The 26,206-nt window shown below is 64.5% G+C and carries 26 protein-coding genes and 1 other annotated feature; of the genes, 2 read left to right on the forward strand and 24 right to left on the reverse strand.

Features of this window, described 5'->3' with window-relative positions; genetic code table 11:
- Positions 1-280 precede the first annotated feature (280 nt).
- The 24 genes from ACVDHE_RS14805 to ACVDHE_RS14920 all read right to left on the reverse strand — a co-directional run bounded on the left by ACVDHE_RS14805 (position 281) and on the right by ACVDHE_RS14920 (position 24,240).
- Positions 281-2,017, reverse strand: a complete 1,737-nt coding sequence (locus ACVDHE_RS14805; protein WP_458884999.1) for an ABC transporter ATP-binding protein — start codon at positions 2,015-2,017, stop codon at positions 281-283.
- A complete protein-coding gene (locus ACVDHE_RS14810; RefSeq protein ID WP_458885000.1) occupies positions 2,014-3,729 on the reverse strand; it encodes an ABC transporter ATP-binding protein in 1,716 nt (571 codons plus the stop codon). Before ACVDHE_RS14810 ends, ACVDHE_RS14805 begins: the two co-directional genes overlap by 4 nt.
- A 184-nt stretch (positions 3,730-3,913) precedes the next feature.
- Positions 3,914-5,296, reverse strand: coding sequence for a hypothetical protein (locus ACVDHE_RS14815; RefSeq protein ID WP_458885001.1), 1,383 nt, complete (start codon positions 5,294-5,296; stop codon positions 3,914-3,916).
- An 11-nt stretch (positions 5,297-5,307) separates the two neighbouring features.
- Positions 5,308-6,033 (reverse strand): ABC transporter ATP-binding protein, encoded by a 726-nt coding sequence (locus ACVDHE_RS14820; RefSeq protein WP_325227165.1) that lies wholly within the window; start codon positions 6,031-6,033, stop codon positions 5,308-5,310.
- On the reverse strand, positions 6,030-6,536 hold the full coding sequence (locus ACVDHE_RS14825) for a hypothetical protein (RefSeq protein ID WP_213038727.1): 507 nt from the start codon (positions 6,534-6,536) through the stop codon (positions 6,030-6,032). The genes ACVDHE_RS14820 and ACVDHE_RS14825 overlap by 4 nt, the downstream gene beginning before the upstream one ends.
- Positions 6,523-7,239, reverse strand: a complete 717-nt coding sequence (locus tag ACVDHE_RS14830; protein ID WP_458885002.1) for a hypothetical protein — start codon at positions 7,237-7,239, stop codon at positions 6,523-6,525. The genes ACVDHE_RS14825 and ACVDHE_RS14830 overlap by 14 nt, the downstream gene beginning before the upstream one ends.
- Positions 7,236-7,634, reverse strand: coding sequence for a GntR family transcriptional regulator (locus tag ACVDHE_RS14835; RefSeq protein WP_213038729.1), 399 nt, complete (start codon positions 7,632-7,634; stop codon positions 7,236-7,238). The genes ACVDHE_RS14830 and ACVDHE_RS14835 overlap by 4 nt, the downstream gene beginning before the upstream one ends.
- Positions 7,635-7,807: 173 nt before the next feature.
- The gene (gene rpsU, locus ACVDHE_RS14840; protein WP_213038730.1) at positions 7,808-7,990 is read right to left on the reverse strand and encodes a 30S ribosomal protein S21; all 183 of its coding nucleotides are present in this window, start codon (positions 7,988-7,990) and stop codon (positions 7,808-7,810) included.
- 159 nt (positions 7,991-8,149) lie between these two features.
- Complete coding sequence (gene leuS / locus ACVDHE_RS14845; RefSeq protein ID WP_458885003.1) at positions 8,150-10,576, reverse strand: leucine--tRNA ligase; 2,427 nt, start codon at positions 10,574-10,576, stop codon at positions 8,150-8,152.
- 70 nt (positions 10,577-10,646) lie between these two features.
- Positions 10,647-10,874 (reverse strand) — a binding site (T-box leader).
- Positions 10,875-10,936: 62 nt separating this feature from the next.
- A complete protein-coding gene (locus ACVDHE_RS14850) occupies positions 10,937-11,275 on the reverse strand; it encodes a helix-turn-helix transcriptional regulator (RefSeq protein WP_458885004.1) in 339 nt (112 codons plus the stop codon).
- A 159-nt stretch (positions 11,276-11,434) separates the two neighbouring features.
- Positions 11,435-11,797, reverse strand: coding sequence for a ribosome silencing factor (gene rsfS, locus ACVDHE_RS14855; protein ID WP_213038733.1), 363 nt, complete (start codon positions 11,795-11,797; stop codon positions 11,435-11,437).
- Positions 11,798-11,826: 29 nt separating this feature from the next.
- On the reverse strand, positions 11,827-13,491 hold the full coding sequence (locus ACVDHE_RS14860) for an LCP family protein (protein WP_458885005.1): 1,665 nt from the start codon (positions 13,489-13,491) through the stop codon (positions 11,827-11,829).
- Between the two features lie 24 nt (positions 13,492-13,515).
- Positions 13,516-15,135 (reverse strand): LCP family protein, encoded by a 1,620-nt coding sequence (locus ACVDHE_RS14865; RefSeq protein WP_458885006.1) that lies wholly within the window; start codon positions 15,133-15,135, stop codon positions 13,516-13,518.
- 8 nt (positions 15,136-15,143) lie between these two features.
- On the reverse strand, positions 15,144-16,334 hold the full coding sequence (gene nadD, locus ACVDHE_RS14870) for a nicotinate (nicotinamide) nucleotide adenylyltransferase (RefSeq protein WP_458885007.1): 1,191 nt from the start codon (positions 16,332-16,334) through the stop codon (positions 15,144-15,146).
- A gap of 33 nt (positions 16,335-16,367) precedes the next feature.
- Positions 16,368-16,697 (reverse strand): ribosome assembly RNA-binding protein YhbY, encoded by a 330-nt coding sequence (yhbY, locus tag ACVDHE_RS14875; RefSeq protein ID WP_213038737.1) that lies wholly within the window; start codon positions 16,695-16,697, stop codon positions 16,368-16,370.
- Between the two features lie 50 nt (positions 16,698-16,747).
- On the reverse strand, positions 16,748-17,338 hold the full coding sequence (locus ACVDHE_RS14880; RefSeq protein ID WP_458885008.1) for an XTP/dITP diphosphatase: 591 nt from the start codon (positions 17,336-17,338) through the stop codon (positions 16,748-16,750).
- Positions 17,335-18,063: a ribonuclease PH gene (rph, locus tag ACVDHE_RS14885; RefSeq protein WP_213038739.1), complete on the reverse strand. Its 729-nt coding sequence runs from the start codon at positions 18,061-18,063 to the stop codon at positions 17,335-17,337. The genes ACVDHE_RS14880 and rph overlap by 4 nt, the downstream gene beginning before the upstream one ends.
- A 71-nt stretch (positions 18,064-18,134) precedes the next feature.
- A complete protein-coding gene (locus ACVDHE_RS14890) occupies positions 18,135-18,392 on the reverse strand; it encodes a PF20097 family protein (RefSeq protein ID WP_325284731.1) in 258 nt (85 codons plus the stop codon).
- Complete coding sequence (ftsY, locus tag ACVDHE_RS14895; protein ID WP_213038741.1) at positions 18,389-19,261, reverse strand: signal recognition particle-docking protein FtsY; 873 nt, start codon at positions 19,259-19,261, stop codon at positions 18,389-18,391. The genes ACVDHE_RS14890 and ftsY overlap by 4 nt, the downstream gene beginning before the upstream one ends.
- A 21-nt stretch (positions 19,262-19,282) precedes the next feature.
- Positions 19,283-19,534 (reverse strand): hypothetical protein, encoded by a 252-nt coding sequence (locus tag ACVDHE_RS14900; protein ID WP_458885009.1) that lies wholly within the window; start codon positions 19,532-19,534, stop codon positions 19,283-19,285.
- A 58-nt stretch (positions 19,535-19,592) separates the two neighbouring features.
- The gene (locus ACVDHE_RS14905; RefSeq protein WP_458885010.1) at positions 19,593-19,811 is read right to left on the reverse strand and encodes a hypothetical protein; all 219 of its coding nucleotides are present in this window, start codon (positions 19,809-19,811) and stop codon (positions 19,593-19,595) included.
- A gap of 13 nt (positions 19,812-19,824) precedes the next feature.
- Positions 19,825-19,983 (reverse strand): hypothetical protein, encoded by a 159-nt coding sequence (locus ACVDHE_RS14910; protein ID WP_325284732.1) that lies wholly within the window; start codon positions 19,981-19,983, stop codon positions 19,825-19,827.
- A 42-nt stretch (positions 19,984-20,025) separates the two neighbouring features.
- On the reverse strand, positions 20,026-23,592 hold the full coding sequence (smc, locus tag ACVDHE_RS14915; protein ID WP_458885011.1) for a chromosome segregation protein SMC: 3,567 nt from the start codon (positions 23,590-23,592) through the stop codon (positions 20,026-20,028).
- A 216-nt stretch (positions 23,593-23,808) separates the two neighbouring features.
- Positions 23,809-24,240: a flavodoxin gene (locus ACVDHE_RS14920; protein WP_458885012.1), complete on the reverse strand. Its 432-nt coding sequence runs from the start codon at positions 24,238-24,240 to the stop codon at positions 23,809-23,811.
- A 555-nt stretch (positions 24,241-24,795) separates the two neighbouring features.
- On the opposite strand from ACVDHE_RS14920, the gene ACVDHE_RS14925 reads away from it, so the two are divergent.
- Together ACVDHE_RS14925 and yedE are read left to right on the forward strand one after the other, a co-directional pair.
- Positions 24,796-25,032: a DUF3343 domain-containing protein gene (locus ACVDHE_RS14925; protein WP_325227529.1), complete on the forward strand. Its 237-nt coding sequence runs from the start codon at positions 24,796-24,798 to the stop codon at positions 25,030-25,032.
- Positions 25,033-25,098: 66 nt separating this feature from the next.
- Positions 25,099-26,205, forward strand: coding sequence for a YedE family putative selenium transporter (gene yedE / locus ACVDHE_RS14930; RefSeq protein ID WP_458885013.1), 1,107 nt, complete (start codon positions 25,099-25,101; stop codon positions 26,203-26,205).
- Position 26,206 lies beyond the last annotated feature (1 nt).

A 26,206-nucleotide genomic window follows, 5' to 3' on the forward strand; every position in this document is an offset into this window, starting at 1 on the left:
TCTCCTTGCTTCTCTCACATCCATTTTTCAAATTTTGCGTCCCCGTTTGCAGAAAAACCATATTCGCAAACGTTTGCGCTCCTTCTACAACTATTATCAATTCTTTTCAAGGATTTGTCAATTCGTATTTTTGCTATTTTGTTTACAAAATTTTTATGGATTTTAACAATTTTCATATAAAAAGCATAAATGAGTTCTACGCTTTTTATGCACTTTTTTTGAGTTCAATTTTCACTTCACTTGTAAACTTTGTCAAAATCGAATACGTTTTCGTGAAAAATTACGATGAAAACTGCGCTTTATACAGCTTTGCGTAAATTCCTCCCTGCTTCAGCAGCTGATCATGGGTCCCCTGCTCCGCCACGCGGCCGCCGTCCAGCACCAGGATCTGATCCGCCTTGCGGACCGTCACCAGCCGGTGGGCGATGACAAAGCAGGTTCTCCCCTGCCGCAGCCGCTCCAGCGCGGCGCGGATCTGCTCCTCCGTCTCCGTGTCCACGTCGGAGGTAGCCTCGTCCATAATGACCACATCGGCGTTGGAGAGGAAGCACCGGGCGATGGCCAGCAGCTGCCGCTGGCCCTTGGAGATGCCGGCACCCTCGTCGGTGAGGACGGTGTCGTAGCCGTCCGGCAGGGACATGAGAAACCGATGGATACAGGCGGCCTTGGCAGCCTCCACGATCTGCTCCCGGGTGGCGCCCGGCGTGCCGTAGGCGATGTTCTCGGCAATGGTGCCGCCGAAGAGCCAGGTGTCCTGGAGCACCATGGCCAGGCGACGGCGCAGGCCGTCCCGGGCGTAGGATTCCAGCGGCCGGCCGTCCACGGTGATGTCGCCTCCCTGCCGCTGGTAGAATCGCAGCAGCAGCGACACCAGGGTGGTCTTGCCCGCCCCGGTGGTGCCCACCACCGCCACCATGCTGCCGGCAGGGACGTCGGCGGTGAAATCCCGCAGCACCGGCCGGTCCGGGTCGTAGCCGAACTCCACATGCCGGAAGGAGATGGCTCCCTCCAGATGCGCCGGGTCCAGGGCCCCCGGCGGATCCGCCGGCTCCGGCTCCTGGTCCAGCAGGTCCAGCACCCGCTCCGCCGCCGCCACGGAGGCCTGGAGGTCGCTGAGCAGGTTGGCGGCCTCCCGGATGGGACCGGAGAACTTCCGGGAGTACAGCACAAAGGAAGTGAGGCTGCCGATGGAGATGCCCCCTCCGATGAACAGCAGTCCGCCGAACACACTGATGGCCGCCAGGGACAGGTTGTTGATGAAGTTGACGGAGGGGCCCAGGGAGGCGCTGGCACAGTCCGCCCGGTAGTAGGCCCGGGAGGCCTCGTCGTTGCGTTCCTCGAACTGACGCAGGTCCTCGGCCTCCACGCCGTAGGTGCGGATGGCCCGCTGGCGGCCGATGCGCTCCTCAGCAAAGCCATTGAGCGCGCCCAACTCCCTGGACCGCAGCCGGAACAGGGGGTGGATCCGCCGCATCTGGAGCCGGGTCAGCACTGCGGACAGCGGCACCGTCACGAAGAACACCACCGCCAGCCGGGGCGAGAGCACCAGAAGCATCACAAAGGACCCAGCCACCGTCAGCAGGCTGGTGCAGATCTGCAAAAGGTCTGTGGAGAGGGTGGCGTTGACCGTGTCTACATCGTAGCAGATGCGGCTGATGAGATCCCCGGCGGGATGGGTGTCGAAATACTGGACCGGCAGCTCGCTCATCCGGTGGAAGGCGGCCTTCCGCAGGTCGTAGGACACGGCCTGGCCCACCTGGATCAGCTTGGCGGAGACCAGATAGTTCAGCCCCGCCGCCAGGGCGCAGCAGACCAGCATCCCGGCGCAGTTGCGCAGCACAGTGGGAAAGTCCACGCCTCCCGGCTCCGTACCCACGGCGTCCAGCGCCCAGCCGGACAGCAGCGGCACCGTCAGCGTCAGCAGGTTGGCGCACACCATCAGCACCGTGATGCCCGCAAGGGTCAGAAGGTAGGGGCGCAGAAAGCGGCCCAGCCGCAGCAGCAGATGCTTTTTCATACCGCTCCCTCCCCCATCTGCAGCTCCGCCATCTGGCGGTAGCGCGCGCAGGTCTCCAGCAGCTCACGGTGGCTGCCCTGGGCGTCGATGCGTCCGCTCTCCAGCACTAGGATGCGGTCCGCCTCCCGGACGGAGGAGACCCGCTCGGAGATCACCACCAGCGTCACGCCCGGCATGTCCCGGCGCAGCGCCGCCCGCAGGGCCGCCGCCGTCCGGTAGTCCAGGGCGCTGTCGGCGCTGTCCAGAATCAGAATCTCCGGATCACCCGCCAGGGCCCGGGCAATCAGCAGCCGCTGCCGCTGGCCGCCGGAGAGGTTGGCGCCCCGCAGGTCCACGCGGGTGTCCAGCCCCTGGGGCAGCGTCTCGATGAACTCCCAGGCCTGGGCGGTGCGGGCCGCGGCCTCCACCGCCTCCCGGCTGAGGCCCCGCAGGAAGGAGATGTTCTCATACACGCTGCCGGCGATCAGGGTGTCCCCCTGGAACACCACGCCGAAGCGCGTCTGCAATTCCCGGCGTTCCTGGGTCCGGACATCCTTTCCGCCGACCCAGACCACGCCGCCGTCGGCGTCGTACAGCCGCAGCAGCAGAGAGATCAGGGTGGTCTTGCCGCTGCCGGTGGGCCCCAGGATGCCCAGCATCTGTCCCTTCTCCAGGGTGAAGGACGCCTGCTCCAGGTCCGGCTCCACGCCCAGGTAGGAGAAGGTGGCGTTCTCCATGCCCAGGATGCCGGGCCGCACCTCCTCCGCCTCCGCAGGCTCCACCGTCTGTTCCAGAGGGGCCTGGAGGATCTCCCGGATCCGGCGGGCGGAGGCGGCGCCCTTGCTGATGCGCACAAAGACCTTGGCGATGCCCAGCGTGGCGCTCTGGATCAGGGTGAAATAGGTCAAAAAGGCCACGATCTGGCCCCGCTGCATCCGTCCGGCATCCACCCACAAAGCGCCCACCAGCACCACCAGCGTCAGTCCCGTATTCAGCAGGAAGTCCGTGATGGGATTGGTCATGGCCATGACCCAGCCAGCCTGCTCCTCCGCCCGGCGGGAGGCATGGTTGGCGGTCTCGAACCGCTCCCGCTCTCGGCCCTGGCAGGCCAGGGCCTTGATGACCCGGACGCCGGAGGCATTCTCCCGCAGGATGCGGACCACCGTGTCCACCGCCTGCTGGGCCTGGGTGTAGAAGGGGATGCCCTGGCGGGTCACCAGGGTGATGGTCAGGAAGGTCAGCAGGCTCACCGCCAGCTGGACCAGGGCCAGCACCGGCTGCTGGAGGAAGGTCAGCACCAGTCCGCCCAGCACCAGCATGGGCGCCCGGATGCCGCCCCGCTGGACCTTGTCGAACATCTGGTGGACGTTGTAGGTGTCGTTGGTCAGCCGGGACACCATGGAGGAGGCGGAGAAGCGGTCCATCTGGGCGCAGGAAAGGGCCTGTACCCGGCGGTACAGATCCCGGCGCAGCTCCCGGGTCACCTCCATGGAGACCCAGGCGGCCATGCGGTTGGCGGTGATGTTGCAGGCGGCGGCAGCAAAGGCCAGCACGCCCATCAGAGCGCCGGTCCGCCAGATGGCCGGCAGATCCCGGGCAGGCACCAGGTCATCGATGACCGCGGCCAGCAGCAGCGGCAGCACCAGCTCTAAGATCGCGGCGGTGAACTTGATGGTGACCCCCACGGCCACCCGGCCCGTATAGGGCTTCAGATACCCCAAAACCACTTTCACGGCAGCATCCCATTCTTTCTCAAACGTTTACGCCATTTTATATAAGCATACCATACAGCATCCGGAAATCAATTCGCATTTTGTTGCAAATCACAAGGAAACTTTTGGAGCGTCTTTCTCCGGGGGACGGCGCAAAAAGGCGGCCCCGGCTTGCGCCGGAGCCGCCTTCTGGGTTGTTTTCCGCCTATGGCAGGCGGACGGTCAGCGGGTCCGTCTCCTCCATCCAACAGCTGTTTTCCCGGTCCTGGCTGAGGGTGTAAGTGCCCAGATATTCCAGTCCATCCCCGCCGTACAGCGCCAGGAAGCTGGCGCAGCTCCAGCCGATCTGCCCAGCGAGGGCCAGACGCTCCCCGTCGTAGTCCATGGTGGTCTCTCCGTAAGTGAAGTCGAGCCCCGCCTCCTGCAGCTGCCGGAAGCTGCCCTCCAGGTCCGGCCGGAAGGTCTGGTCCGCCGTCTCCACCACCCGGAAGCGGTCTCCCGCCTTCACCACCAGGTAGTCCTCCCGGATCCAGACCCGGTCCGGTCCCGTCTCCGCCCCCTCCAGCACCGGAAAATCCGCCAGGACGGCGCCCGTCCCGTCCAGCACCGTCAGGGTCAGGGTGCCCTCCTGCCGGGTGAAGAGGAACAGTTCGCCCTCCTCGCCGCCCCAGAGGCTGACCTGGGCGGCGGCCGCCGGGTCCACGGGGCAGACCCGGACCGGGTCGCCCAGCCGGACCACATAGGTGTCCTTCCCATAGTCCTCTCCGGCGCTCTCCAGTTCCACGGGAAGGAAATAGACCCCGTAGCCCAGGGGGAACAAACTGGTGTCCAGAGGCGTCTCTCCCTGGCTTCCGCTGAGGAGGAAGTAGACGCCGCCCTCCCGGACCACGGAGAATGTGGTGAGGTCGGGGAGCTGTTCGAAGCCAGCGCTGCCGCAGCTCTGTACGTTCCCCTTGGCGTCCTTGCCAATGCTGATCGTCAGCAGGGCATCCTCCGGCACCGGAATGGGAAAGTACGTCCGCATCAGCTCCTGGAGCTGCTGCTCCGGCCACTCCGCCCCCTCCTCGATCACAAAGCTGTACGACTCCGCCGCCGGCAGCAGATCGACGATGCTGTCCTGTAGAAAGAGGGGATACGTCTCATAGTAGTCCCGCAGATGCACGGTCTCCGTGTAGTCCGTGGTCCCGGCGGGACAGCGTGAGGCCACGTCGTTGAACGGCTTCTCCATCCCGGTCTGATCCTCGACCTCGTCATCCCGGCCCGTCGGGCCGAAATTGCCCCAGATGTCCAGATAGATCCCGTCCGGCTGCCGGAGGCTTTCAGGCAGCCGCTCCCGGTAGCTGAAGGTGTACGCCGTGTCACTGACGGTCTCCGCGCCGGCAGTGATCTCCGTCTCCCAGAACAGGTGCCGGTCCAGGGTGGTCCGCACCTCCAGCGTCACGCCCTCCGCCCGGGCAGGGTCCCCCGCAAGCACCTGCCGCTCCGCCGTCACCGCCTCCCGCCGGGCGTAAACGGCTCCGTGGGCCCAGGCGGTGACGCCCACGGACAGGGCCGCCAGCACCGCCAGTATACAAAATCGGATCCGCATGGCTGCCTCCCTCACTCCGTCAGGTCCGACAGGGCACGGCTCACCCGGTCGGGCCGGTAGTGGTACGTCTCCTTCACATAGGTCATCAGATCCCGGCCGGAGTCCTCCAGGGCCTCCATGCTGGTGTCCCCCACGATCTTCCCCCGGCGGATCAGCACCGCCCGCCCGATGAAGTTCTGGACCTCCTCCAGCAGGTGGGTGGAGAGGATCACCGTCTCCGTGGGCTCCAGGATGCCCAACAGCACCTTGTAGAAGTCCTCCCGGTTGAACACGTCGTTTCCGGCGAAGGGCTCGTCCATGAGGATGTAGTCGGCCCCCTGGCTCAGGGCCAGAATGACCTCGAACTGGTTCTTCTGGCCGGTGGAGAAGTGCCGCAGGAGCTTGCCGGAGGGCAGCTCGAAAAACTCCATCAGCGCCCGGAACCGCTTGTCCCGGAAGGCCGGGAAGTGCGCCTGATAGAATACCCGGTGGTTCTCCGCGGTCAGCCCGGGGAAAAAGGAGTGCTCGCAGGTGGCAAAGGACAGCCGGGCGATGTTCTTCCCGGTGATGGGTTCGCCGTCCAGCATGACGGTCCCCCGATGGCGCAGCAGGCCCAGCATGCACTTGAGCAGGGTGGTCTTGCCGGCGCCGTTCTCTCCGAACAGTCCCACGATCTCCCCCTGTGGGATCGTCAGGGACACGCCGTCCAGGGCCCGCTTGGCGCCGTAGCTTTTGACGACTTCCTTCAATTCGATCATAGCACCCTCCAAATCTCCGCCCATTGCCCCGGGACGACGCACGCCGCCGGGGTGAACAGCATATAGGCCCCATAGAACAGCGCCAGAGACCCCGCCAGCAGCACCGCTGTGGCAGCGACTGTGGCCGCCGGGATGGCCAGGCACCGGCGGTGGTACTCCCACCGGTCCGGCAGACGCCGCATCAGGTACACCGGCCGGCTCCCCTCCCGGTAGTGGTCCGCGTAATGGCGGGCCGCCGTGACCGCCGCCAAGCCGATCTGTATCCAAAAGACCAGGGGGATAACGCCGATGATCTCACGGAGATCCTGCATCTTCACCCCGGTTCGCAGGACCCGGGCGCCGTTTTCCCAGAGGAACAGCCGCTCCCAGGCGCTCATATAGCGGATCGCAAACAGGATCCACGCCAGCAGCGTGACCATAGCCAGACAACCAAGGGCATTCACAGCCTCTCCCCGGGCGTCCCGTCCCGGCGGCGCCCAGTTTCTCCAGTCAATCCTCGCCATGGCGCACCTCCTTCCACACCGGCACCAGCGCTCCCAGGGCAACGGCCAGCGCCACCAGACCCAGTACCAGTCCCCCGCTCTCACTGCCGATCCCGGAGGGGAAGGTGATCACCGCCAGGGCGGCGACGCCGTACAGGGCCCATCCCCAGCCGCTCCGGCGGCTCCAGAAGGACCACATGGAGCAGCACAGGCCCAGAGACAGGGCGTACATCCCGTTGCGGACGTAAAGGCCCCAGTCCTCCAGGGGCAGCAGGGCGTGGAACAGCGGGTCGGCGTAGGCGGCCAGAAACAGGGACTGCGGGCCGGCCGTGCCGCTGCCTGCCGCCAGATACCACCGGCTCACCGCCAACAGGCAGACCAGCTGGAACCCCATCAGGACCAGAAAGGCCAGGGCGTAACAAAGGCCCCACAGCACCACCACGGTCAGCTCCCCCACCCGCAGCCGCTCCAGCGTGTACCGGCAGCGGACGCCGCCCAGCAGATCGCTGCCCCAGAGGCAGCAGATCACCGCCAGGGCCAGCAGCGCCGCCCGGAAAGCGTAGGACAGGCAGCTGCCTTGCAGCAGGTTGCTCAGGCAGGCGGCAGGCAGACCCCGCAGCGCCACCAGTACCGCCTCCGACGCTGCCAGGACCGCCAGCAGCGCCAGCAGCTTTCCGCACACGCCCCGGGCGCCCAGCAGCATCACCGACCAATACCGTCTCATGGTTCCGCCTCCTCTCCTGTCTCCGGCGCGTCCCACAGCCGCCGAATCTCCGCCAGGGCCTCCTCACGGGAGACCCCCATCTGCCGCATGGCCCGGACCAGGGTCCCGGCCTCCTCCGCCAGCAGTTCCCGGCGGACCCGCTCCACGGTCTCTCCGTCTGCCGTCACCAGGCTCTTGGCGCCGGTGTGGGAGGCGATGATCCCCTCCTCCTCCAGGATCCGGTAGGCCTTCTGAACGGTGTTGGGGTTCACCCCCAGCAGGGCCGACAGCGTGCGGCGGGAAGGCAGTTCGTCCCCGAAGCGGATGGTGCCCGCCGCCAGTCCCCGCTGGATGTGGCGGATGATCTGCCGGTACAGAGGACTGCCCTCCACCGGCACGAAGCCGTCAAAGATCACGCTGTCTCACCGCCCTTTTCAAAACCGTATTATTTAAGTAGTACACTTTCTAACTGTATTATAGCAATGATACGGTTTGCTGTCAACCAAACAAACTGCCCCGGATCGCTTTTTTCCGGCGGTCCGGGGCGCAAAAAAACACCGTGCCAAACGGCACGGTGTTTTTTCGGTTCTTAGTAGAAGCGCTTCTTGTTCTTGCGAGCGGCCTCAGACTTCTTCCGGCGCTTGACGCTGGGGCTCTCATAGTGCTCTCTCTTACGGACCTCAGCAATCACGCCAGCCTTGGCGCAGCTGCGCTTGAAACGCTTGAGCGCGCTGTCGATGGACTCGTTTTCCCGCACGTGGATCTCAGACATCTATATTTCCCTCCCTCCGAGGTATCCGGCTCAATCCAGGATACTTTAAGGGCCATAATCTATGGCTTTAACAAAGCTATTATACGGACCTTGCCGGCCGTTGTCAAGGGATTTTGTTGAAAATTTGCGGAATCCCCGTGTCCGTCCGCCCGCGGCTCTTTACTGGGGCTTGACGATCAGGTTCACCAGACGGTCCTTGACCAGGATGGTCTTGACGATCTTCATGCCCTCGGTGGCCTTCTGGACCTTCTCCACAGCCATGGCGGCGGCCACCACGGCGGCCTCGTCGCTGCCGGCGGGCATGGTGATGGTGCCCTTGAGCTTGCCGTTCACCTGGACGGCCATGTCCACGGTAGAGGCCACGGTCTTGCTCTCGTCATAGACGGGCCACTGGGCCTGGCAGCACATCTTGCCGGTCTGGCTGGCAAAGCCCAGCATCTCCCACAGCTCCTCGGTAATGTGGGGGGCGAAGGGGTTGAGCAGCAGCAGCAGATACTTCACATCGCCCCGGGTGCAGCCGTTGGCGCCCAGCTCGTTGACCATGGTCATCATGGCGGCGATGGCGGTGTTCATCTTCAGGGAGTCGATGTCCTCGGTGACCTTCTTGATGGTCTTGTGGATGATGGCCTCGTTGGCGGGAGTGACGTCGTAGCTGTCGGAGGCGGCCTCTGCCAGGTTCCACACGCGGTCCAGGAAGCGCTTGGAGCCCTTCACCGCGTCGTTGGACCAGGTGGCGGCCTTCTCGAAGTCGCCGATGAACATGATATACAGGCGCATGGTGTCGGCACCGTACTGGTCCACGATGTCGTTGGGGTTGACCACGTTGCCGCGGGACTTGGACATCTTCTCACCGCCCTCGCCCAGGATCATACCGTGGCTGGTGCGCTTGGCATAGGGCTCCTTGGTGGGCACCACGCCGATGTCATAGAGGAACTTGTGCCAGAAGCGGCTGTACAGCAGGTGCAGCGTGGTGTGCTCCATGCCGCCGTTGTACCAGTCCACGGGAGACCAGTAGTCCAGTGCCTCCTTGCTGGCCAGAGCCTTGTCGTTGTGGGGGTCCATATACCGCAGGAAGTACCAGCTGGAGCCGGCCCACTGGGGCATGGTGTCGGTCTCCCGCTGGGCGGGGCCGCCGCACTGGGGGCAGGTGGTGTTGACCCAGTCGGTCATCTTGGACAGCGGAGACTCGCCGGTGTCGGTGACCTCGTAGGAGTCCACCTCCGGCAGCAGCAGGGGCAGCTGATCCTCCGGCAGGGGCACCCAGCCGCACTTGGGGCAGTTCACCAGGGGGATGGGCTCGCCCCAGTAGCGCTGGCGGCTGAACACCCAGTCGCGCAGCTTGAAGTTGGTCTTGGGATGGCCGATGCCCTGCTCCGTGACCCACTTCTTCATGGCGGGGATGGCCTCCTTGACGGTCATGCCATCCAGGAAGCCGGAGTTGACCATGATGCCGGTGTCGTCCTTGAGGGTGAAGGCCTCCTTGGTGATGTCGCCGCCCTTGACCACCTCGATGATGGGCAGGCCGAACTTGGTGGCGAACTCCCAGTCGCGCTGGTCGTGGCCGGGCACGCCCATGACGATGCCGGTGCCGTAGCCCATAAGGACGTAGTCGGAGACGAACAGGGGCACCTGCTTGCCGCTGGCGGGGTTGACGGCCTCGATGCCCTCCAGGCGGACGCCGGTCTTTTCCTTGTTCAGCTCCCCGCGCTCAAAGTCGGACTTGTGGGCGGCCTCGTCGATATAGGCGGACACGGCGTCCCAGTTCCGGATCTGGTCCTTCCACTGCTGGAGGTAGGGGTGCTCCGGGGAGATGACCATATAGGTCACGCCGAAGAGCGTATCGCAGCGGGTGGTGTAGACGGTCAGCTTGTCGCCGTTGGTGGCGGTGAAGTCCACCTCAGTGCCCTCGGACCGGCCGATCCAGTTGCGCTGCTGGATCTTGACGCGGTTGATGAAGTCCACGTCGTCCAGGTCGTCGATCAGGCGGTCGGCGTACTTGGTGATGGCCAGCATCCACTGGCTCTTCTCCTTGCGGATGACCTCGCCGCCGCAGCGCTCGCACACGCCCTCCACCACTTCCTCGTTGGCCAGGACGATCTTGCAGCTGGTGCACCAGTTGACGGGCATGGAGGCCTTGTAGGCCAGGCCCTTCTTGAACATCTGCAGGAAGATCCACTGGGTCCACTTGTAGTAGTCGGGGTCGGTAGTGTTGACGGTCCGGTCCCAGTCGAAGGAGTAGCCCAGCATATGCAGCTGCTTTTCAAAGTTCTCCACGTTGTCGTGGGTCACCTTGGCGGGGTGGATGTGGTGCTGGACGGCATAGTTCTCCGTAGGCAGGCCGAAGGCGTCATAGCCGATGGGGAACAGGACGTTGTAGCCCTGCATCCGCTTTTTCCGGCAGATGATGTCCATGGCGGTGAAGGGCCGGGCATGGCCCACGTGGAGACCCTGGCCGGAGGGGTAGGGGAACTCGATCAGGCCGAAGAACTTCTCCCGGGTGGTGTCCCCGGTGACGGCGGTGAAGGGCTTCTCCTCCAGCCACTTCTGCTGCCACTTTTTCTCAATGGCGGTAAAATCGTACTTCATATACTCTCTCCTCATTCCTGTGAATGGTTTTTGCGGTGTGGGCAAAAAAACACACCCCTGACCGCACTTGGTCAGGGGCGTCGAAACGCGATACCACCCTGCTTCAGCCGTCTGTTGCCAGACGGCCCTCGGTGGCCCATAGGGCCTGGGCTGTAACGGGCCCGCCGTCCCGCCCTACTTCCCGTTCAGGCAGGCAACTCCGGGAGCAGTCATCCACGGAACTCCCCCACCGGCTCGCAGCGTCCGCCGGCTCTCTGGAGGCGGGAAATTCCGTCTTTCTTCCCTTCAAAGTCGTTAACGCATCCATTTTATGAGGCTTTTTCCGTTTTGTCAAGTGGGACCTTGGAAACTCCCCTTCTTTCACCCGATCTCCCGCAGCAGCTCCTCCGCCGGGATGCCGAAGAGCTTGGCCAGGGCCAGCAGATTGGAGGTGCTGGGGTCCGCCGCGCCGGTCTCCCACTTGCTGACCGCCTGGCGGCTGACGCCCAGGGCCTCCGCCACGAATTCCTGAGTCATGTTCCGCTCCATCCGGTGCTTTTTCAGCGCCTCTCCCAGGGAGCGGCAGGCCTCCTCCTTTTCCCGGCGGACGCCGCCGGAGCGGATATACTTGCGCAGGGCCCGGATCACCAGGGACAGCAGCCAGATCCAGAGGGACAGGAGCCCCAGCCCCACCGCCGCAAAGAATATCGTATTCGCCATATCTGTGAACCTCCTTTTGAAGTTGGCCCCATCCTACCGGAAGCGGGCGGTTGCCTCCACCAGCTATGGCGCAACTTTCAGTCGCTCCGCGCAAAATACGCCCTCGTGGCCGCCTTTTCAGTCAAAAGCGCCCCGGCTCACCGCCGGGGCGCCTGCTTTTCAGTCGGGGGTCAGCACGCCGCTCAAATCCACCGGCTTGCCGTCGTGCCACAGCCGTTCCAGGGAGTAGAACTCCCGGGCCTCAGGGGAGAACACGTGGACCACCACGCAGCCGTAGTCCAGCAGGACCCAGGTGCCGTCCCGGTAACCCTCCCGGCGCAGGGGATCCTCTCCCGCCTGCTCCTTCAACGTCTTTTCCACCGCGTCGCACAGAGCGTTGATCTGGGTGTTGGAGGAACCGGTGGCGATAACGAAAAAGTCCGCCAGGGTGGTCTGCTCTGTAATTTCAATGGCACTGATCTCCTTGCCCTTCTTCTCGTCCAGGGCTTTCGCAGCCAAAATGGCCAGTTCTCTCGGTGTCATGGGCTTCTTCCTTTCTATACTTTCAACCGTTATGCCGCCGGTGGCGGCCCGATGATGGAAAATCCACCGTCAGATGTGCCGGGGTCCGCCGTGGTGCCGTCTGTTCCGGGGCCTGCGGCGGTCTCACCGTCCGCGCCGGGCACCGCATCCGTGCCGTCTCCGGTTCCGAGATCCGCAGTCGTCCCGTCCTCCGGATATACCATCTCCGGCGGGAGGGGTTCCCCTGTCACCGGGTCCAGAGGCCAGTTGCCCGTCTCAGGGCCGGTGCTCTCTCCGGAGCCAGGCGTGGTTCCTCCGGTGCCGGGGTCTGTAACGGCCCCCGTGCCGGAGCCATCAGAGGTGCCGCCGTTGACATTCCCGATGATCTCACCGGTCTCCGGATCCAGAAGGTTGCCGTTTTCATCCGTCACAGGCTCCTCTGGCTTTTCCTCCTCTTTCGGCTCCCAGAGGGACTTCCAGTAGGCCGTGGTGTTGGTGGCCTGGCTGTCTTCCACGTGGCCGGTAGAGGAACTGACAGAGCCGTTGGAATTCACCGTCATGATGTCCAGATCGCTCTTGGTGAATACCTCCACATAGGGGCTGAGCTCATTATTGACCAGTTCCAGCAGCTCGTTGGGGTAGGGCGTCACATAGGATTGGACGGAATACTTACCCAGCATTTTGCTGACGGAACGGCTGTACGCGTAAGCGTTGTAGTTGCCGGGCATGGTGACGAAGTTCACGTTCTCCACCTTCAGCCCACCCTGAATGGCCGACTTGGCAAACCAGAAGATGTTCTGGAGGCTCAGATCTGTGGTGACGTTCTTCTGGAACACCTCCACCAGCTGGTTGATCTTGGTGATATTCTCCAGCTTCAAAAGCTGCTCCAGCACCGCCTTCAAAAACGCCTGCTGGGTGCCGATGCGGCCGATGTCGCCGTCTTTGTAGCCGTTGGCGCCGTCCCGGAAACGGACCACGCCCATGGCCTGTTCTCCGTCCAGCAGCTGATAGCCCTTTTTGAGATGGATGGACAGATCCTGATAGGGGTCCTCGTAGTCCATGTTCCGGGGCACGTCGAACCACACGCCGCCCATGGCATCCACGATCTCGCCCACGGCCTCCCACTCCACGATCACCTGGAAGTCCGGCTCAAAGCCCACCAGCTGGGAGATCTCCTTATAGAGGTACTGAATGCCCCGGTCTCCCCCGCCGTAATAATTATAGACAGAGTTGATCTTCTTGATGTCCCAGGGCACGTTGACCATGGTGTCCCGGGGGATGGACATGACCGTGGCTTTCTGATTGGTCACATCGTAGCTGGCCAGCAGCATGGTGTCGGTGTTTCCGCCGCCGCCGGTATCCCGGCCCAGGATCAGCACCGTGTAATAATCTTCACTCTTGCGCTCACCCTCGCTGCGGGGGCGGGTCCCCTCGCCCCAGTCGATCTCCTCAACCTCCTCCGTCTCCCCGGTGTCCGGGTCCACGGTGACGGGAGGCTCCTTTTCCGCGCTGAGATCCGGCCGGACAAAGAGACTCTGCCAGGCGGCAACGCCCACCACACCCACGGCCAGCACCGCCGCCAGGGCGATCAGGAACTTTTGCTGTCGGGTGAGCCGGCCGGGCTTTTTGGGTTTAGGTTCCTTGGGGGGCTTATCCTGCTTGCCGGAAGCCAGTCGCTTTCCGGGCTGCCGGCCGGGGTCGCCATCTTTTTGCATAGGCGCCGCCTCCTTTTCTCTCTATTATGCCGCGGGTGCGGGGTCGATGATCACAAATCCACTGTCTCCGGTACCGGGATCGGTGGTGGTCCCGCCGGCACCGGGATCCGTCGTAGTCCCGCCGGTGCCGGGATCCGTCGTGCTCCCGCCGGTGCCCGGGTCTGTGGTAGTCCCACCGGTGCCGGGATCCGTCGTGCTCCCGCCGGTGCCGGGGTCCGTGGTAGTCCCGCCGGTGCCGGGATCCGTCGTAGTCCCGCCGGTGCCCGGATCCGTGGTGGTCCCGCCGGTGCCGGGGTCCGTCGTAGTCCCGCCGGTGCCCGGGTCCGTGGTGGTCCCGTCATTGACATTTCCAATGATCTCTCCGGTCTCGGGATCCAGGATGTTGCCGTTTTCGTCGGTCACCGGCTGGTTCTCCTCCGGCTTCGCAGTGGTGGATCCGCCGCCGCTGCCGCTGGAGGTAACCGGCGGAGAGGCCGCCTTACTGTCCTCCACATAGCCGGTGGAGGAACTGACGGACCCATCGGAATTCACCGACATGATGTCCAGGTCGCTGAGGGTGAACTGCTCCACATAGGGACTGAGCTCATTGTTGACCAGATCCAGCAGCTCATTGGCAATGGGAGTCACGTAAGACTGGTAGCTGTGGTAGCTGCGGCTCCAGCAGGAGACATTCTTATTGGGCATGGTGACGAAGTTCACATTGTCGATGCTCAGGCCGCCGAACACCGCCGCCTGGGCAAACCACAGGATATTCTGGAAGCTCAGGTCTGTCTCCACGTTATCCTGGAACACCTTGATGAACTCGTTGATCTTGGTGACATTTTTCACCTTCAGGAGCTGCTCCACCATGGCCTGGAGGAACGCCTGCTGGGTCTTGATGCGGCCCAGGTCTCCGTCGGGGTAGCCATAGTGCATATCGTTGTCGTGGCGGTAGCGGAGCACCTGCATGGCATCGTCGCCGGAGAGAAGGCGGTAGCCTTTCTCCTGGTGGATGTGGAGATTTTGAAGGGGATCATCATAGTTCATATTTCGGGGCACATCGAACCAGACGCCGTCCATAGCATCCACGATCTGCCCAACAGCCTCCCATTCAACCACGACCTGGTAGTCCGGCTCAAAGCCCACCAGCTGGGAGATCTCCTTATAAAGGTACTGGATGCCCTTTTCCCCCTTGCCGCCGTAGTTGTACACGGCGTTGATGCGCTTGATGTCATAGGGGATGTTGACCATGGTGTCCCGGGGGATGGACATCACCGTGGCTTTCTGGTTGGTCACGTCGTAGCTGGCCAGCAGCATGGTGTCCGTGTTGCCGCCGCCTCCCGTGTCCCGCCCCAGGATCAGCACGGTCCAGTAGTCCTTGCTCTTCCGCTCCCCGCCGCCGCGGGGGCGGACGCCCTCGCCCCAGTCGATCTCCTCCGTCTCCTCGCTGTCGGCGGAGGGCTTGGTGCTCAGATCCGGCCGGATGAACAGGCTCTTCCAGGCGGCCACGATGACCACCACCAGGGCCAGCACCACCGCCAGGGCGATCAGCAGCTTCTGCTGCCGGGTGAGGCGGCTGGGCTTTTTCGGCCGTTTTTCCTTGCTCTTTCTCCCACGGGGCTGCTTTCTTCCGCCCGCCAAATGCTTTCCAGTCTCTTTTTCCACAGTTTTGTCTATCCTTTCAATGCGTCCCGCGCCTCAATGGTGGCGTGGTGCACAGGGTTCCCCATTGCGTTCATCTCTCCGATGGTCATTTCCAGACCCATCAACAGGCCCGCATCCAGGTTTTTATAACACACAGCACGTAATTTGTCCACCCCCGGGAAATCCCGGGAGGGCTCGATATAGTCTGCCAGATACAGGATCTTTTCCAGCAGCGTCATGTTGGCATGGCCTGTTGTATGCCACAAAATGGCACTGTAAATCTCCTCGTCCACGCCGAACACGTCCCGGGCGATGGCGGCGCCGGTCTTGGCGTGGAGCAGCTTCAGCGCCTTTTGCTCCAGTTCGTCCAGTTGGATGCCGTAGTGCCGACACAGGGCCAGCTGTGCCTCCATGTCCAGCTTCTTGGTGCAGTCGTGAAGCAGGGCGCCCACCCGGGCTTTCTCCACGTCCGCGCCGTACCGCTCTGCCAGACGGATGGCCTCCTGCTCCGTGCCCAGCACATGGGGGATGCGCTTGTGCTTTAGGTAGCTCAGGGCCACGGGCCGCAGCTTGGAAAGGGGCAGGTGCTTCAAATCCGCCCCGGCGCCGTAGAGGCCCTCTCTTAAAATGTATCCATACACCGCAGGCGCCAGCAGATTGGCCCCCCGGTCCGCCGACAGCTGCTCCCGCAGCTCCGTGGAGGAGATGTCCACCACGCCGGGAATGGTCAGGGTGAAGATCCGGGCATCCGGGTAGGTCCGGTACAAATACTCCCGCTGGACGGAGAACAGTTCCTCCGTGTCCTCCTCCGTGCGGCCGAAGGCGGCAATGCCCGCCTGAGCGAAGATGGCCTCCGGCTCGTGCCAGGTCTGGAGGGTCAGGAACATGTCCGTCCCCATCAGCAGCCACAACTCCGCCTCCGGATACAGCTCCCTGATCTGGGACAGGGTGTCGGCGGTGTAGCTCTTCCCCTGGCGCCGCAGCTCCAGGTCCAGGACCTGCACCCGGTCCCCCAGGCCCAGCTGCTCCGCCGCCAGTCGGGTCATCTCCAGCCGCCGCTCCGCCGTGGGGCTCCCCGCGGGCAGGGCCTTGTGGGGCGGCAGTCCCGCAGGCACCAGCAGCAGCTTGTCCAGTTTCAGCAGATCAAACACCGCCCGGGCCGCGGTCAGATGGCCCAGGTGGGGCGGGTTGAAGGTCCCGCCGTAGACACCGATTTTCATGCTCGATCCCCTTTTTTCTCTCCGATGGACCCCTTATACCCGGGGCTTTTTGGCCGGCTTCACCAGCTGGATGCGCTTTTCCTTGGGCTTGGAGTGGCTCTCCCGGTACAGCACGAACTTCGTGCCGATCACCTGCACCACCTCGGAGCGGGTAGCCTGGGCCAGAGCCTCCGCGGCAGTGCGGGCATCGTATTCGATGTTGTTGTCCAGCACCTTCCCCTTCACCAGCTCCCGGGCCTCCAGGGCGTCGTCCGCCTGCTTGATGAGGTTTTCTCCGATGCCGTCCTTGCCGATGTGGAGGATGGTGTCGATGGAGTTAGCCAGGCCCCTCAGCTGGGCCCGCTGTTTGCTTGTCAGTTCCATGTGTGCTCCTTTATGCCGGGAAAACTCCGGCGGTTATTATATTTAGACGCTTATTTCTTCAAATAGGTTTCCAGTTTCGCGGAAAAATCCCGCAGGGCCCTGCCCCGGTGAGAAATGGCGCTCTTCTCCTCCGCCGTCAGCTGGCCGAAGGTCTTGCCCTTCTCCGGCACCAGGAACACCGGGTCGTAGCCGAACCCCCCCTCGCCCAGAGGAGCGAAGGCGATGGCACCGTCACAGCGGCCCTCCGCCGTCAGCGTCTTTCCGTCGGGGAAGGCGCAGGCGATGGCGCAGGCGAAGTGGGCCGCCCGGGTAGTCTGGCCCCGCAGGGAGTTGAGCAGCAGCATGTAGCGCCCCCGGTCGTCCAGGCCCTCTCCGCCGTAGCGGGCGGAGTAGACCCCGGGGCCGCCGTTCAGGGCGTCCACGCACAATCCGGAGTCGTCGGCAATGGCGGGAAGGCCCGAGGCGGCACAGATGGCCTTGGCCTTGAGCATGGCGTTCTCGGCGAAGGTGGTGCCGGTCTCCTCCACCTCCACGGTGATCCCCATGTCGGCGGGGCTCACCACCTCCACCCCCAGGTGGGACAAAAAATCGGACATCTCCCGGAGCTTGCCGGGGTTGTGGGTAGCCAGAATGAATTTCATCCGTTCTCTCCTTTCAGCGCCCGGCGCTGGAGCTCCAGCAGCTCCCGGTTGCCCTTGGCACACAGCCGCACCAGCTCCTGCTGCTCGGCAGGGGTGAAGGCACGGCCCTCGCCGGTGCCCTGGAGCTCGATGATCTCCCCCAACTCGTTCATGACGCAGTTGAGGTCCACCTGCGCCCGGCTGTCCTCGCTGTACTGGAGGTCCAGCATGGGCTGCTCGTCCACGATGCCGGCACTGACGCCGGTGACGAAGTGCCGGATAGGGCTGGAGGCCAGAACGCCCTCCTCCACCATCTTCCGGCAGGCCAGGCTGAGGGCGATGAAACCGCCGGTGACGGAGGCGGTGCGGGTGCCGCCGTCGCCCTGGAGCACGTCGCAGTCGATGGTGATGGTGTGCTCGCCCAGCTTGTCCATATCCACAGCGGCCCGGAGGGAGCGGCCCACCAGCCGCTGGATCTCGGCGCTGCGGGGGCTGAGCTTCAATTTGGCAACGTCCCGCTTGCTGCGCTCCCGGTTGGCCCGGGGCAGCATGGAGTACTCCGCCGTCACCCAACCGGAGCCCTCCGGCACGTGGGGCGGGGTGCGGTCCTCCACGCTGGCGCAGCAGAGAACCATGGTGTCGCCGCACTGGATCAGGCAGCTGCCCTCGGCGAATTTGACGAAATCCGTGGTGATCTTGATGGGGCGCAGCTGGTCGAATGCCCGCCCGTCCTGTCGTTTTATCATTTTAGCTTCCTCTTTCTTTACGGTCCAGAGCCGGATCAAACCCGTCAAACCCGAGCCCGGCTATCTCTCGTTTACAAATCTCCCCGCGCAGCCCGCTCCAACTCTGCGCCGCCGGGCTCCTGCTTCAGGGAGACGGTCATCTGTCTGCACCGTGGACAGTACCACGCCGGACAGGTCTTGCTCAAACGGGAGACCGGCAGGCGGAAATCGCCTTCGTCCTCTTTGAGCAGCAGCACACGCGGCTCCCGTACAAAGGCGGCCGTTCCCCCGCCAGTCTGCAAAAAACCGCTCACCATTGCCTGCCCGCAGTCTGAACACATCCGGCTCATATGATGGCCTCCACGTAGGCCTTGGGGTCGAAGGGGCGCAGGTCCCCGATGCCCTCGCCCACGCCGGCGAACTTCACCGGCACGCCCAGCTCCCGGGCGATGGCGACGACGATGCCGCCCTTGGCGGTGCCGTCCAGCTTGGTCAGTACGATGCCCGTGAGGCCCGCGGTCTCCTTGAAGGTCCGGGCCTGGATGAGGCCGTTCTGACCGGTGGTGGCGTCCAGCACCAGCAGCGTCTCCCGGGCGGCGCCGGGGCACTCCCGGTCGATGATCTTGGACAGCTTGGCAAGCTCCGCCATGAGGTTGGCCTTATTGTGCAGCCGCCCGGCGGTGTCGCACAGCACCACGTCCACATGCCGGGCCTTGGCGGCCTGGAGGGCGTCGAACAGCACGGCTCCGGGGTCGGCGCCCTCGTGCTGGCGCACCAGCTCGCAGCCGGCCCGCTCCGCCCAGATCTCCAGCTGGTCGGCGGCGGCGGCGCGGAAGGTGTCCGCCGCGCACAGAAGCACCCGCTTGCCCTCGCTTTTGAGCTGATGGGCCAGCTTGCCGATGGAGGTGGTCTTGCCCACGCCGTTGACGCCGATGAACAGCACCACGGAGGGGGTGGTGGAGGTGTTCAGGGCCATGTCGCCCACGTTCATCTCCTCCGCCAGGATCTCCCGCAGAGCCGCCTTCACGTCCTCCTGGTCCTGGAGTTTCTCCTTGCGGACCCTGGTGCGCAGCTTCTCCACGGCGTCCAGGGCGGTGTCCATCCCCAGGTCCGCCAGGATCAGCGTCTCCTCCAGTTCCTCGAAGAAGGCCTCGTCGGCCTCGGTGAAGCCGGAGAAGAGATTGGTGGTGATTTTTTTCAGTTTGTCAAAAAAGCCCATAGCGTCCTCCCAAACCGGAGATCAGGACCGGGGCGGCTTGTCCCAGTCCAGCTTCTCTCCGCAGTATTTGCAGTATTCGCCGAAAAAGCCCCGCACGTGCGCGCCGCAGGCCGGGCAGCGGATCTTCAGCAGCTCGGTCACAAGACCCGCCGCCAGTAAAACGCCTCCTGCCGCGCCCGCCGCCGGTACATCTGCCGTCCTGCTGAGGCTCAGCATCACGAACCCGGAGAGCATCAGCGCGATGCTCAGGATCATCCATCTGCGCAGCGTCACAGGATCGACCTCCTCATACCTTCAACTCTCCCGCCGGCCTCCGCAGTCGGCGGAGCGCTCACTCCAGCTTCTTCCCGCAGTAGGGGCAGGTCTTGCCGGTGCTGAACTCCTGAACCCACCGCTTGCAGTGGGGGCAGCGCAGCAGCAGCCGCACCAGGCCCAGGTCCAGGAGGAAGATCACAAGGCCCGCGTAGGTCATGGTCCCGCCCCGGAACAGCAACAGTCCCGCCAGAAGGCCCACACAGATGATGAGGACCTGTTTGTGTTTGGTTTTCATCGCTTATCGCTCCTTACTGGATCTTCAGTTCCTTCGCCAGGTCGTTCATGTTGATGGTCAGGATCTTGGAGATGCCCTGCTCCTGCATGGCGGCGTCGTCGCAAAGTCCGCTGTCCTCCGTTTCCGCCCAAGGCGAAACCTCCGGCCGCTCCCTTGCTCCTCCGCTTCCCACCGAAACCGCTGGGTTTCGGCAGGAACCCTGACGTCACCATGCTTATTGGATCTTCAGTTCCTTCGCCAGGTCGTTCATGTTGATGGTCAGGATCTTGGAGATGCCCTGTTCCTGCATGGTGACGCCGTAGAGGACATCCGCCTCCTCCATGGTGCCACGGCGGTGGGTGATGACGATGAACTGGGTCCGCCCCGCCAGGGTCCGCATGTAGCGGGCGTAGCGGGTGACGTTCGCGTCGTCCAGCGCCGCCTCGATCTCGTCCATGACGCAGAAAGGCGTGGGGTGGACTTTCAAAATAGCGAAGTACAGCGCGATAGCCACAAAGGCCTTCTCGCCGCCGGAGAGCAGGGAGATGGTCTTAAGAGTTTTTCCCGGCGGCTGGGCCTTGATCTCAATGCCGCAGCCTAAGATGTCGTTCTCGTCCTCCAGCTCCAGCGTGGCCCGGCCGCCGCCGAAGAGCTCCACAAAGGTGGTCTGGAAGCTCTCCGCCAGGAGCTTGAACTGCTGGGCGAAGATCTCCGTCATCTGGCGGGTGATCTCCTCGATGATGCCGCCCAGCTCCTCCTTGGCCTTCTCCACGTCGTTGCGCTGCTCCGTGAGGTAGGTGTAGCGGGTGTTGACCCGGTCGAACTCGTCGATGGCGCCGATGTTGATGGCGCCCAGGGCGCCGATGTCCCGTTTCAGCTCACCGATCCGGCGGGAGGCCTTGGGCACGCTCTCCAGCTCCACCCGGACCTCCTGGGCGGCGGAGTGGCTGAGCTCATAGTGCTCCCACAGCTTGTCCAGGATCTGCTTTTCCTCCATGGCGGAGGTTGCCAGCCGCTGCTCCAGCTTGGAGGCGGACCGCTCCAGGTTCAGCAGGTTCTCGTTCATCTCCTGGCCGGCCTTATTCTTGGCGGTGCGCTCGGCCTCCAGGGCGATCTTCTCCTGGTTCAGCTCCGTCAGGCGCCGGCGCAGGTCGTCGCTCTGCTGTGCCAGTGCGGCGGACTCCTCCCGCAGGCGGGCGATCTCCGCCTGGGCGTCCCGGATGGTCTGGTGGCACTGCTCCACCATGGCCTCCTTCTGGGCCCGGCCGCCGGTCAGGTCCTCCGCCAGGCGCCGCAGCTCCGCGGCCCGGTCTGCGGCGGCCTCCCGCTCGGCGCCCAGGGCAGCCAGGCGGCTCTTGGCGGCGCTGATCTCCTCCGCCAGGGCGTTGGAGTGCTCCAGCAGCTCCGACTGGCCGGAGAGGGCCTCCTCCGCCTGGGCGCGGTACCCGGCGGCCAGGGCCTCCTGCTCCGCCACGGCCTGCTCCGCGGCCTCCCGGCGGCGGGCGTTGTCACTCAGGCGGCCGGTCAGGCTCTCCAGCTCGCCCTCCAGATTCTCCAGGCTCTCCCGCAGGGAGCGCAGGAGGATGTCAAAGTGGTTCTGCGTGCCCTCCAGCCGCAGCACCTCGTCCTCGGCCTGGCGGCGCTGGGCCTCCGCCGTCTCCAGTTCGTACTGGGCGGCGTCCAGCTCCCGCTGGGCGGCCTCCTGCTCCTTCTGGGCCTCCGCCAGCTGGCGGTGCATGGCGGCGCTGCGGCCCTGGAGCTTCTCAAGCTCCGCGGCCCGGCTCAGCACGCCGGCGCTGCGGCTGGCGGAGCCGCCGGTCATGGAGCCGCCCCGGTTGATGACCTGGCCGTCCAATGTCACGATCCGGAAGGCGTTGCGGTACTTCCGGGCCATGGCGATACCGCAGTCCAGGTCCTCCACGATGACGGTCCGGCCCAGGAGGCTGTGGAAGATGTTCTGATATTTCGGGTCGAAGGTCACCAGCCGGGAGGCAAGGCCCACGAAGCCGAACTCGCTCTCCACGCCCCTTTCCCGCAGCTCCTCGCCCCGGATGGCGGTCAGCGGCAGGAAGGTGGCGCGGCCGCCGTCCCGCTGCTTGAGGAAGTTGATGGCGGCCTTGGCGTCCTCCTCCCGGTCCACCACGATGTTCTGCAAACCCGCCCCCAGGGCGATCTCGATGGCCAGGGAGTATTTGCCCTCGGTCCGCATGAGGCCCGCCACGGGGCCGTGGATGCCCCGGAGGCTGCTCTGGGCCTGGCAGACCAGCTTCACGGCCTTGGAAAAGCCCTCGTACTCCTTCTCCATCTCCGTCAGGAGGCGGATGCGGTTGTCCAGGGCGCCCACGTCCATGGTCAGCTGGACCTTCTTCTCCCCGGCTGCGGCGGCCTTCTTCCGCCGCTCCTCCATCCGCAGGCTGTGGCCGGCGATGATGTTGGCCGCGGCGGCGGCCTCGTCCCGGGCGTCCTCCAGACGGCGGCGGTTGTCCCGGGACTCCCGCTCCGCCTCTGTCAGGCGCTCCCCGGCGGCAGCCCGGTCGGCCTCGGCGGCGGCGCTGCGCTCCCGGATCTGGACGCTCTCCGCGTCCGCGGCGGCGGCCTCTGCCCGGGCGTCGGCGGCAGCGGCGGCAGCCATGGCCTCCCGGCCCCGCAGGGCCTCGGCCTCGCTCTGGCGGCCGTCCGCCCGCTCGGCGGCGGACCGGGCCTTCTCCAGCAGGGCCTCCAGGGCGGTATTTTCCTCCGCGATACGGCCCTCCAGCTCCGCCGCGTGCTCCTTCTGCTCCGCGGCCTGGGCGGCGAGACTCCCCGCCCGGGTGTCGCTCTCGGTCATCTCGCTGCTCACCCGCTGGATGGTCTCCCGGTTGTGGGCGATGGTGCCCTCCAGCACGGCGGCGGCGCTCTCCTGCTCCTTGGCCTGGGTCTCCAGCTGGGAGACCTGGGCCCGGAGCCGCTCGGCCTCCATGTCCTTCTCCTGCATCCGCGCGCCGTACTGCTCCCCCTCGGCGTAGAGGGCGTCCAGAGCCGCGCGGGCCTGATCCCGCTCCGCCTCGGCGGCGTGGAAATCGGCCTCCAGCTTCCGCCGGCCGGCCTTCAGGGCATCCAGGTTCTCCAGCCACAGAGAGATCTCCAGCAGGCGCAGCTCGTCCCGCAGGATCAGGTACTTCTTGGCCTTCTCCGCCTGGTCCCGCAGGGGGTCCACCTGGAGCTCCAGCTCGGAGATCTTGTCGTTGATGCGGACCAGGTTCTCCTCCGTCCGCTCCAGCTTCCGCTCGGCGTCCTCCTTGCGGTGGCGGAACTTGGCGATGCCGGCGGCCTCCTCGAAGATCTCCCGGCGCTCGCCGCTCTTGGCGGAGAGGATCTCGTCGATCTTGCCCTGGCCGATGATGGAGTAGCCCTCCTTGCCCATGCCGGTGTCCATGAACAGCTCCGTCACATCCTTGAGCCGGACGGACTGGCGATTGATATAGTATTCGCTCTCACCGCTGCGGTAATAGCGGCGGGTGACGGCCACCTCCGACTCCTCCATGGTGGGGAAGATGTGTTCAGTGTTGTCGATGACCAGAGTCACCTGGGCGAAACCCACCTGTGCGCGCTTCTCGGTGCCGCCGAAGATGACATCCTCCATCTTGGCGCCCCGGAGGCCCTTGGCGCTCTGCTCGCCCATGACCCAGCGGATGGCGTCGGAGATGTTGGATTTGCCGGAGCCGTTGGGGCCCACGATGGCGGTGATGTCCTCGCCGAAGTTCAGCACGGTCTTGTCGGGAAAGGACTTGAACCCCTGGATCTCCAATGCTTTTAAGTACACGGTCTCACCTCTTACGAATCTACATACGATAACTAAGATACTATATCAGACAACCCCACCCTTTTCAAGGATTTTTCCATGAAGAAACGGGATTTTTCTCGCGAAACAAACACATCCTCCCGAAAAAAAGGAGCGCCCCCGTGCCTTGCGGCACGGGGGCTATGAGGGGAAAAAGGAGATCTGGTATCGAAGGAAAACAGAGAGGGGAGGCAGCACTCACCAGGCGGCAAGACGCCGGCCAAGGGCGCGGCAGGCCTCCTGGCCGTCGGCGTCCGGGGCCTCATAGCAGATCAGCCCCTTCTCGTCCAGAAGGATGGCGCCTGCGTCGTCGCTGCGGGCACACCAGTCCCGCATCCACTGGCCGTCGGCCCAGGAGTAGGAGCCGAAAAGGGCGATCCGCTTGCCGCCCAGGGCACTCTCCAGCCCCGCGAACATGGGCTCAAATTCCATCTCCTCCAGCTGCTCACTGCCCATGGCGGGGCAGCCGAAGGCCACAGCGGAGAACTCAGCAAAGCGGGAGGCAGAGAACTCCCCGGGGCCCATCAGCTCCGCCTCAGCGCCGGATTCCCGGATGCCCTCGGCGATGCAGGCGGCCATGGCCTCCGTGTTGCCGGTGCCGCTCCAATATACAATGGCGATCTTTTTCATCAGGTCCATTCCTTTCCGCGTTGTGATATGTGCATCCGCCTTTATGGCGGAAGGTGCCCTTTGGCCGGTCGGACGGCCCCCGAGGATCGAAGGGGGCCGTCCTGCCCGGAAACAGGTGGTCGCCTGTCCTGGTCCCGTCGTCCGGTCTGCCGGTCTCCATGGGAGGTGCTGACTCCATGGCCATAAAGCGGCCGCCGGCGCGTCCTCCCCGCGAGCTGCCCCGCCTTCCCGGCGGCACGGAGAGCGCCTGCACCGGCTCGGATTCCGGTCCGTCGGCAGGTTCCATACACATTAGTTAGTCTTTTCTAACCACCGCTTTTGAAGTTGGCGGGCCGTTGCCCGCCGCGATAGTTAGTTTTAACTAACCATGTGCACAATATATCACAGCCACTGCCGCTTGTCAATCCCCTTTCTGCGTTTTTTTGCTGCCCGCTTTCCTGCCGCCGCAAAGTCCGGATTCATGGCGCCGCTGCGTGATACTCAAAATAGATCTCGCCTTTTGCTCCCCCCTGTGTTATACTTTCAAAAAAATAACGACAAAGGGAGGGAATACCGGTGCGACCAAAACAGCCGCGGCTGATCGTCTCCTTCCACACCACGGCGGAGGCCATTGCCACCGAGACAGTCTGCCGCCGCCGGGGACTGGATGGAAAGCTGATCTCCGTGCCCCGCAGCGTCACGTCCGACTGCGGCCTGGCCTGGTCGGCGCCGCCGGAGCTGGAGGAATCGCTGCGGCAGCTGCTGGCAGAGAGCGGCGTGGAGCCCGCCGGATTTCACCATCTGACGGTGTGAGGATGGTTTTTTACGCCCGTCGTTATTCTTTTGAAAAAACAGTGAGTATAAGGAGTGTGTTGTGGAATGAGAGAGAATTCCTGGCTGCGGGACTATGGTCCGCTGCTGCTGACCGGCGTGGTGGTGGGCGTGGCGGCCCTGGTGCTGACCGCCTGCGGCAACCCCGCCAACATGGGCTTCTGCATCGCCTGCTTCGAGCGGGACATCGCCGGTGCCCTGGGCCTGCACAGCGCCGCCAAGGTCCAGTATTTCCGCCCGGAGATCGTGGGCATCGTCCTGGGCACCCTGTTGGCGGCCGTGGCCGCCAAGGAGTTCCGGGCCAAGGCCGGGTCCTCCCCCGCCTGCCGCTTCCTGCTGGGATTGTTCGTGATGATCGGCGCCCTGGTGTTCCTGGGCTGCCCCCTGCGCATGGTGATCCGCCTGGGCGGCGGCGACCTGACCGCCGTGGCGGGCCTGCTGGGCTTCATCGCCGGCATCGGCGTGGGCGTGGTGTGCCTGCGCAAGGGCTTCTCCCTGGGCCGGGCCTATCCCGTCCGCTCCGGCGAGGGCATGGCCCTGCCCCTGATCCTGGTGATCGGCCTGGTTCTGCTGCTGGCCTTCCCCTCCCTGCTGCACTTCTCTGAGGAGGGCCCCGGCTCCCAGCACGCCTTCTGGCTGATCTCCCTGGTCGCCGGCGGCGTGGTGGGCGTGCTGGCCCAGCGGAGCCGCCTGTGCATGGCCGGCGGCATCCGGGACGCCGTCATGGTCCATGATTTCCGGCTGCTGGCGGGCTTCGTGGCCATCTGGGCCACGGTGACCATCGGCAACCTGATCCTGCACAAGTACAACCTGGGCGCCGTGTCCCAGCCCATCGCCCACAGCCAGTACCTGTGGTCCTTCCTGGGCATGGCCCTGGCGGGCTGGGGCTCCGTGCTGCTGGGCGGCTGCCCCCTGCGGCAGCTGATCCTGGCCGGCGAGGGCAACGGCGACTCCGCCGTCACCGTGCTGGGCATGGTGGTGGGCGCCGCCCTGGCCCACAACTTCGGTCTGGCCGGCAACGCCGACTCCGTGGCCGAGGACGGTACTTACGTGGTGGGCGGCATCGGCACCGCCGGCATGGTGGCCGTGGTGCTGGGCTTCATCGTGCTGCTGGCCGTGACCCTTACCCATCTTCCCGGAAAGGAGGACGCATGAC

Source organism: Dysosmobacter sp. Phy (assembly GCF_054476235.1).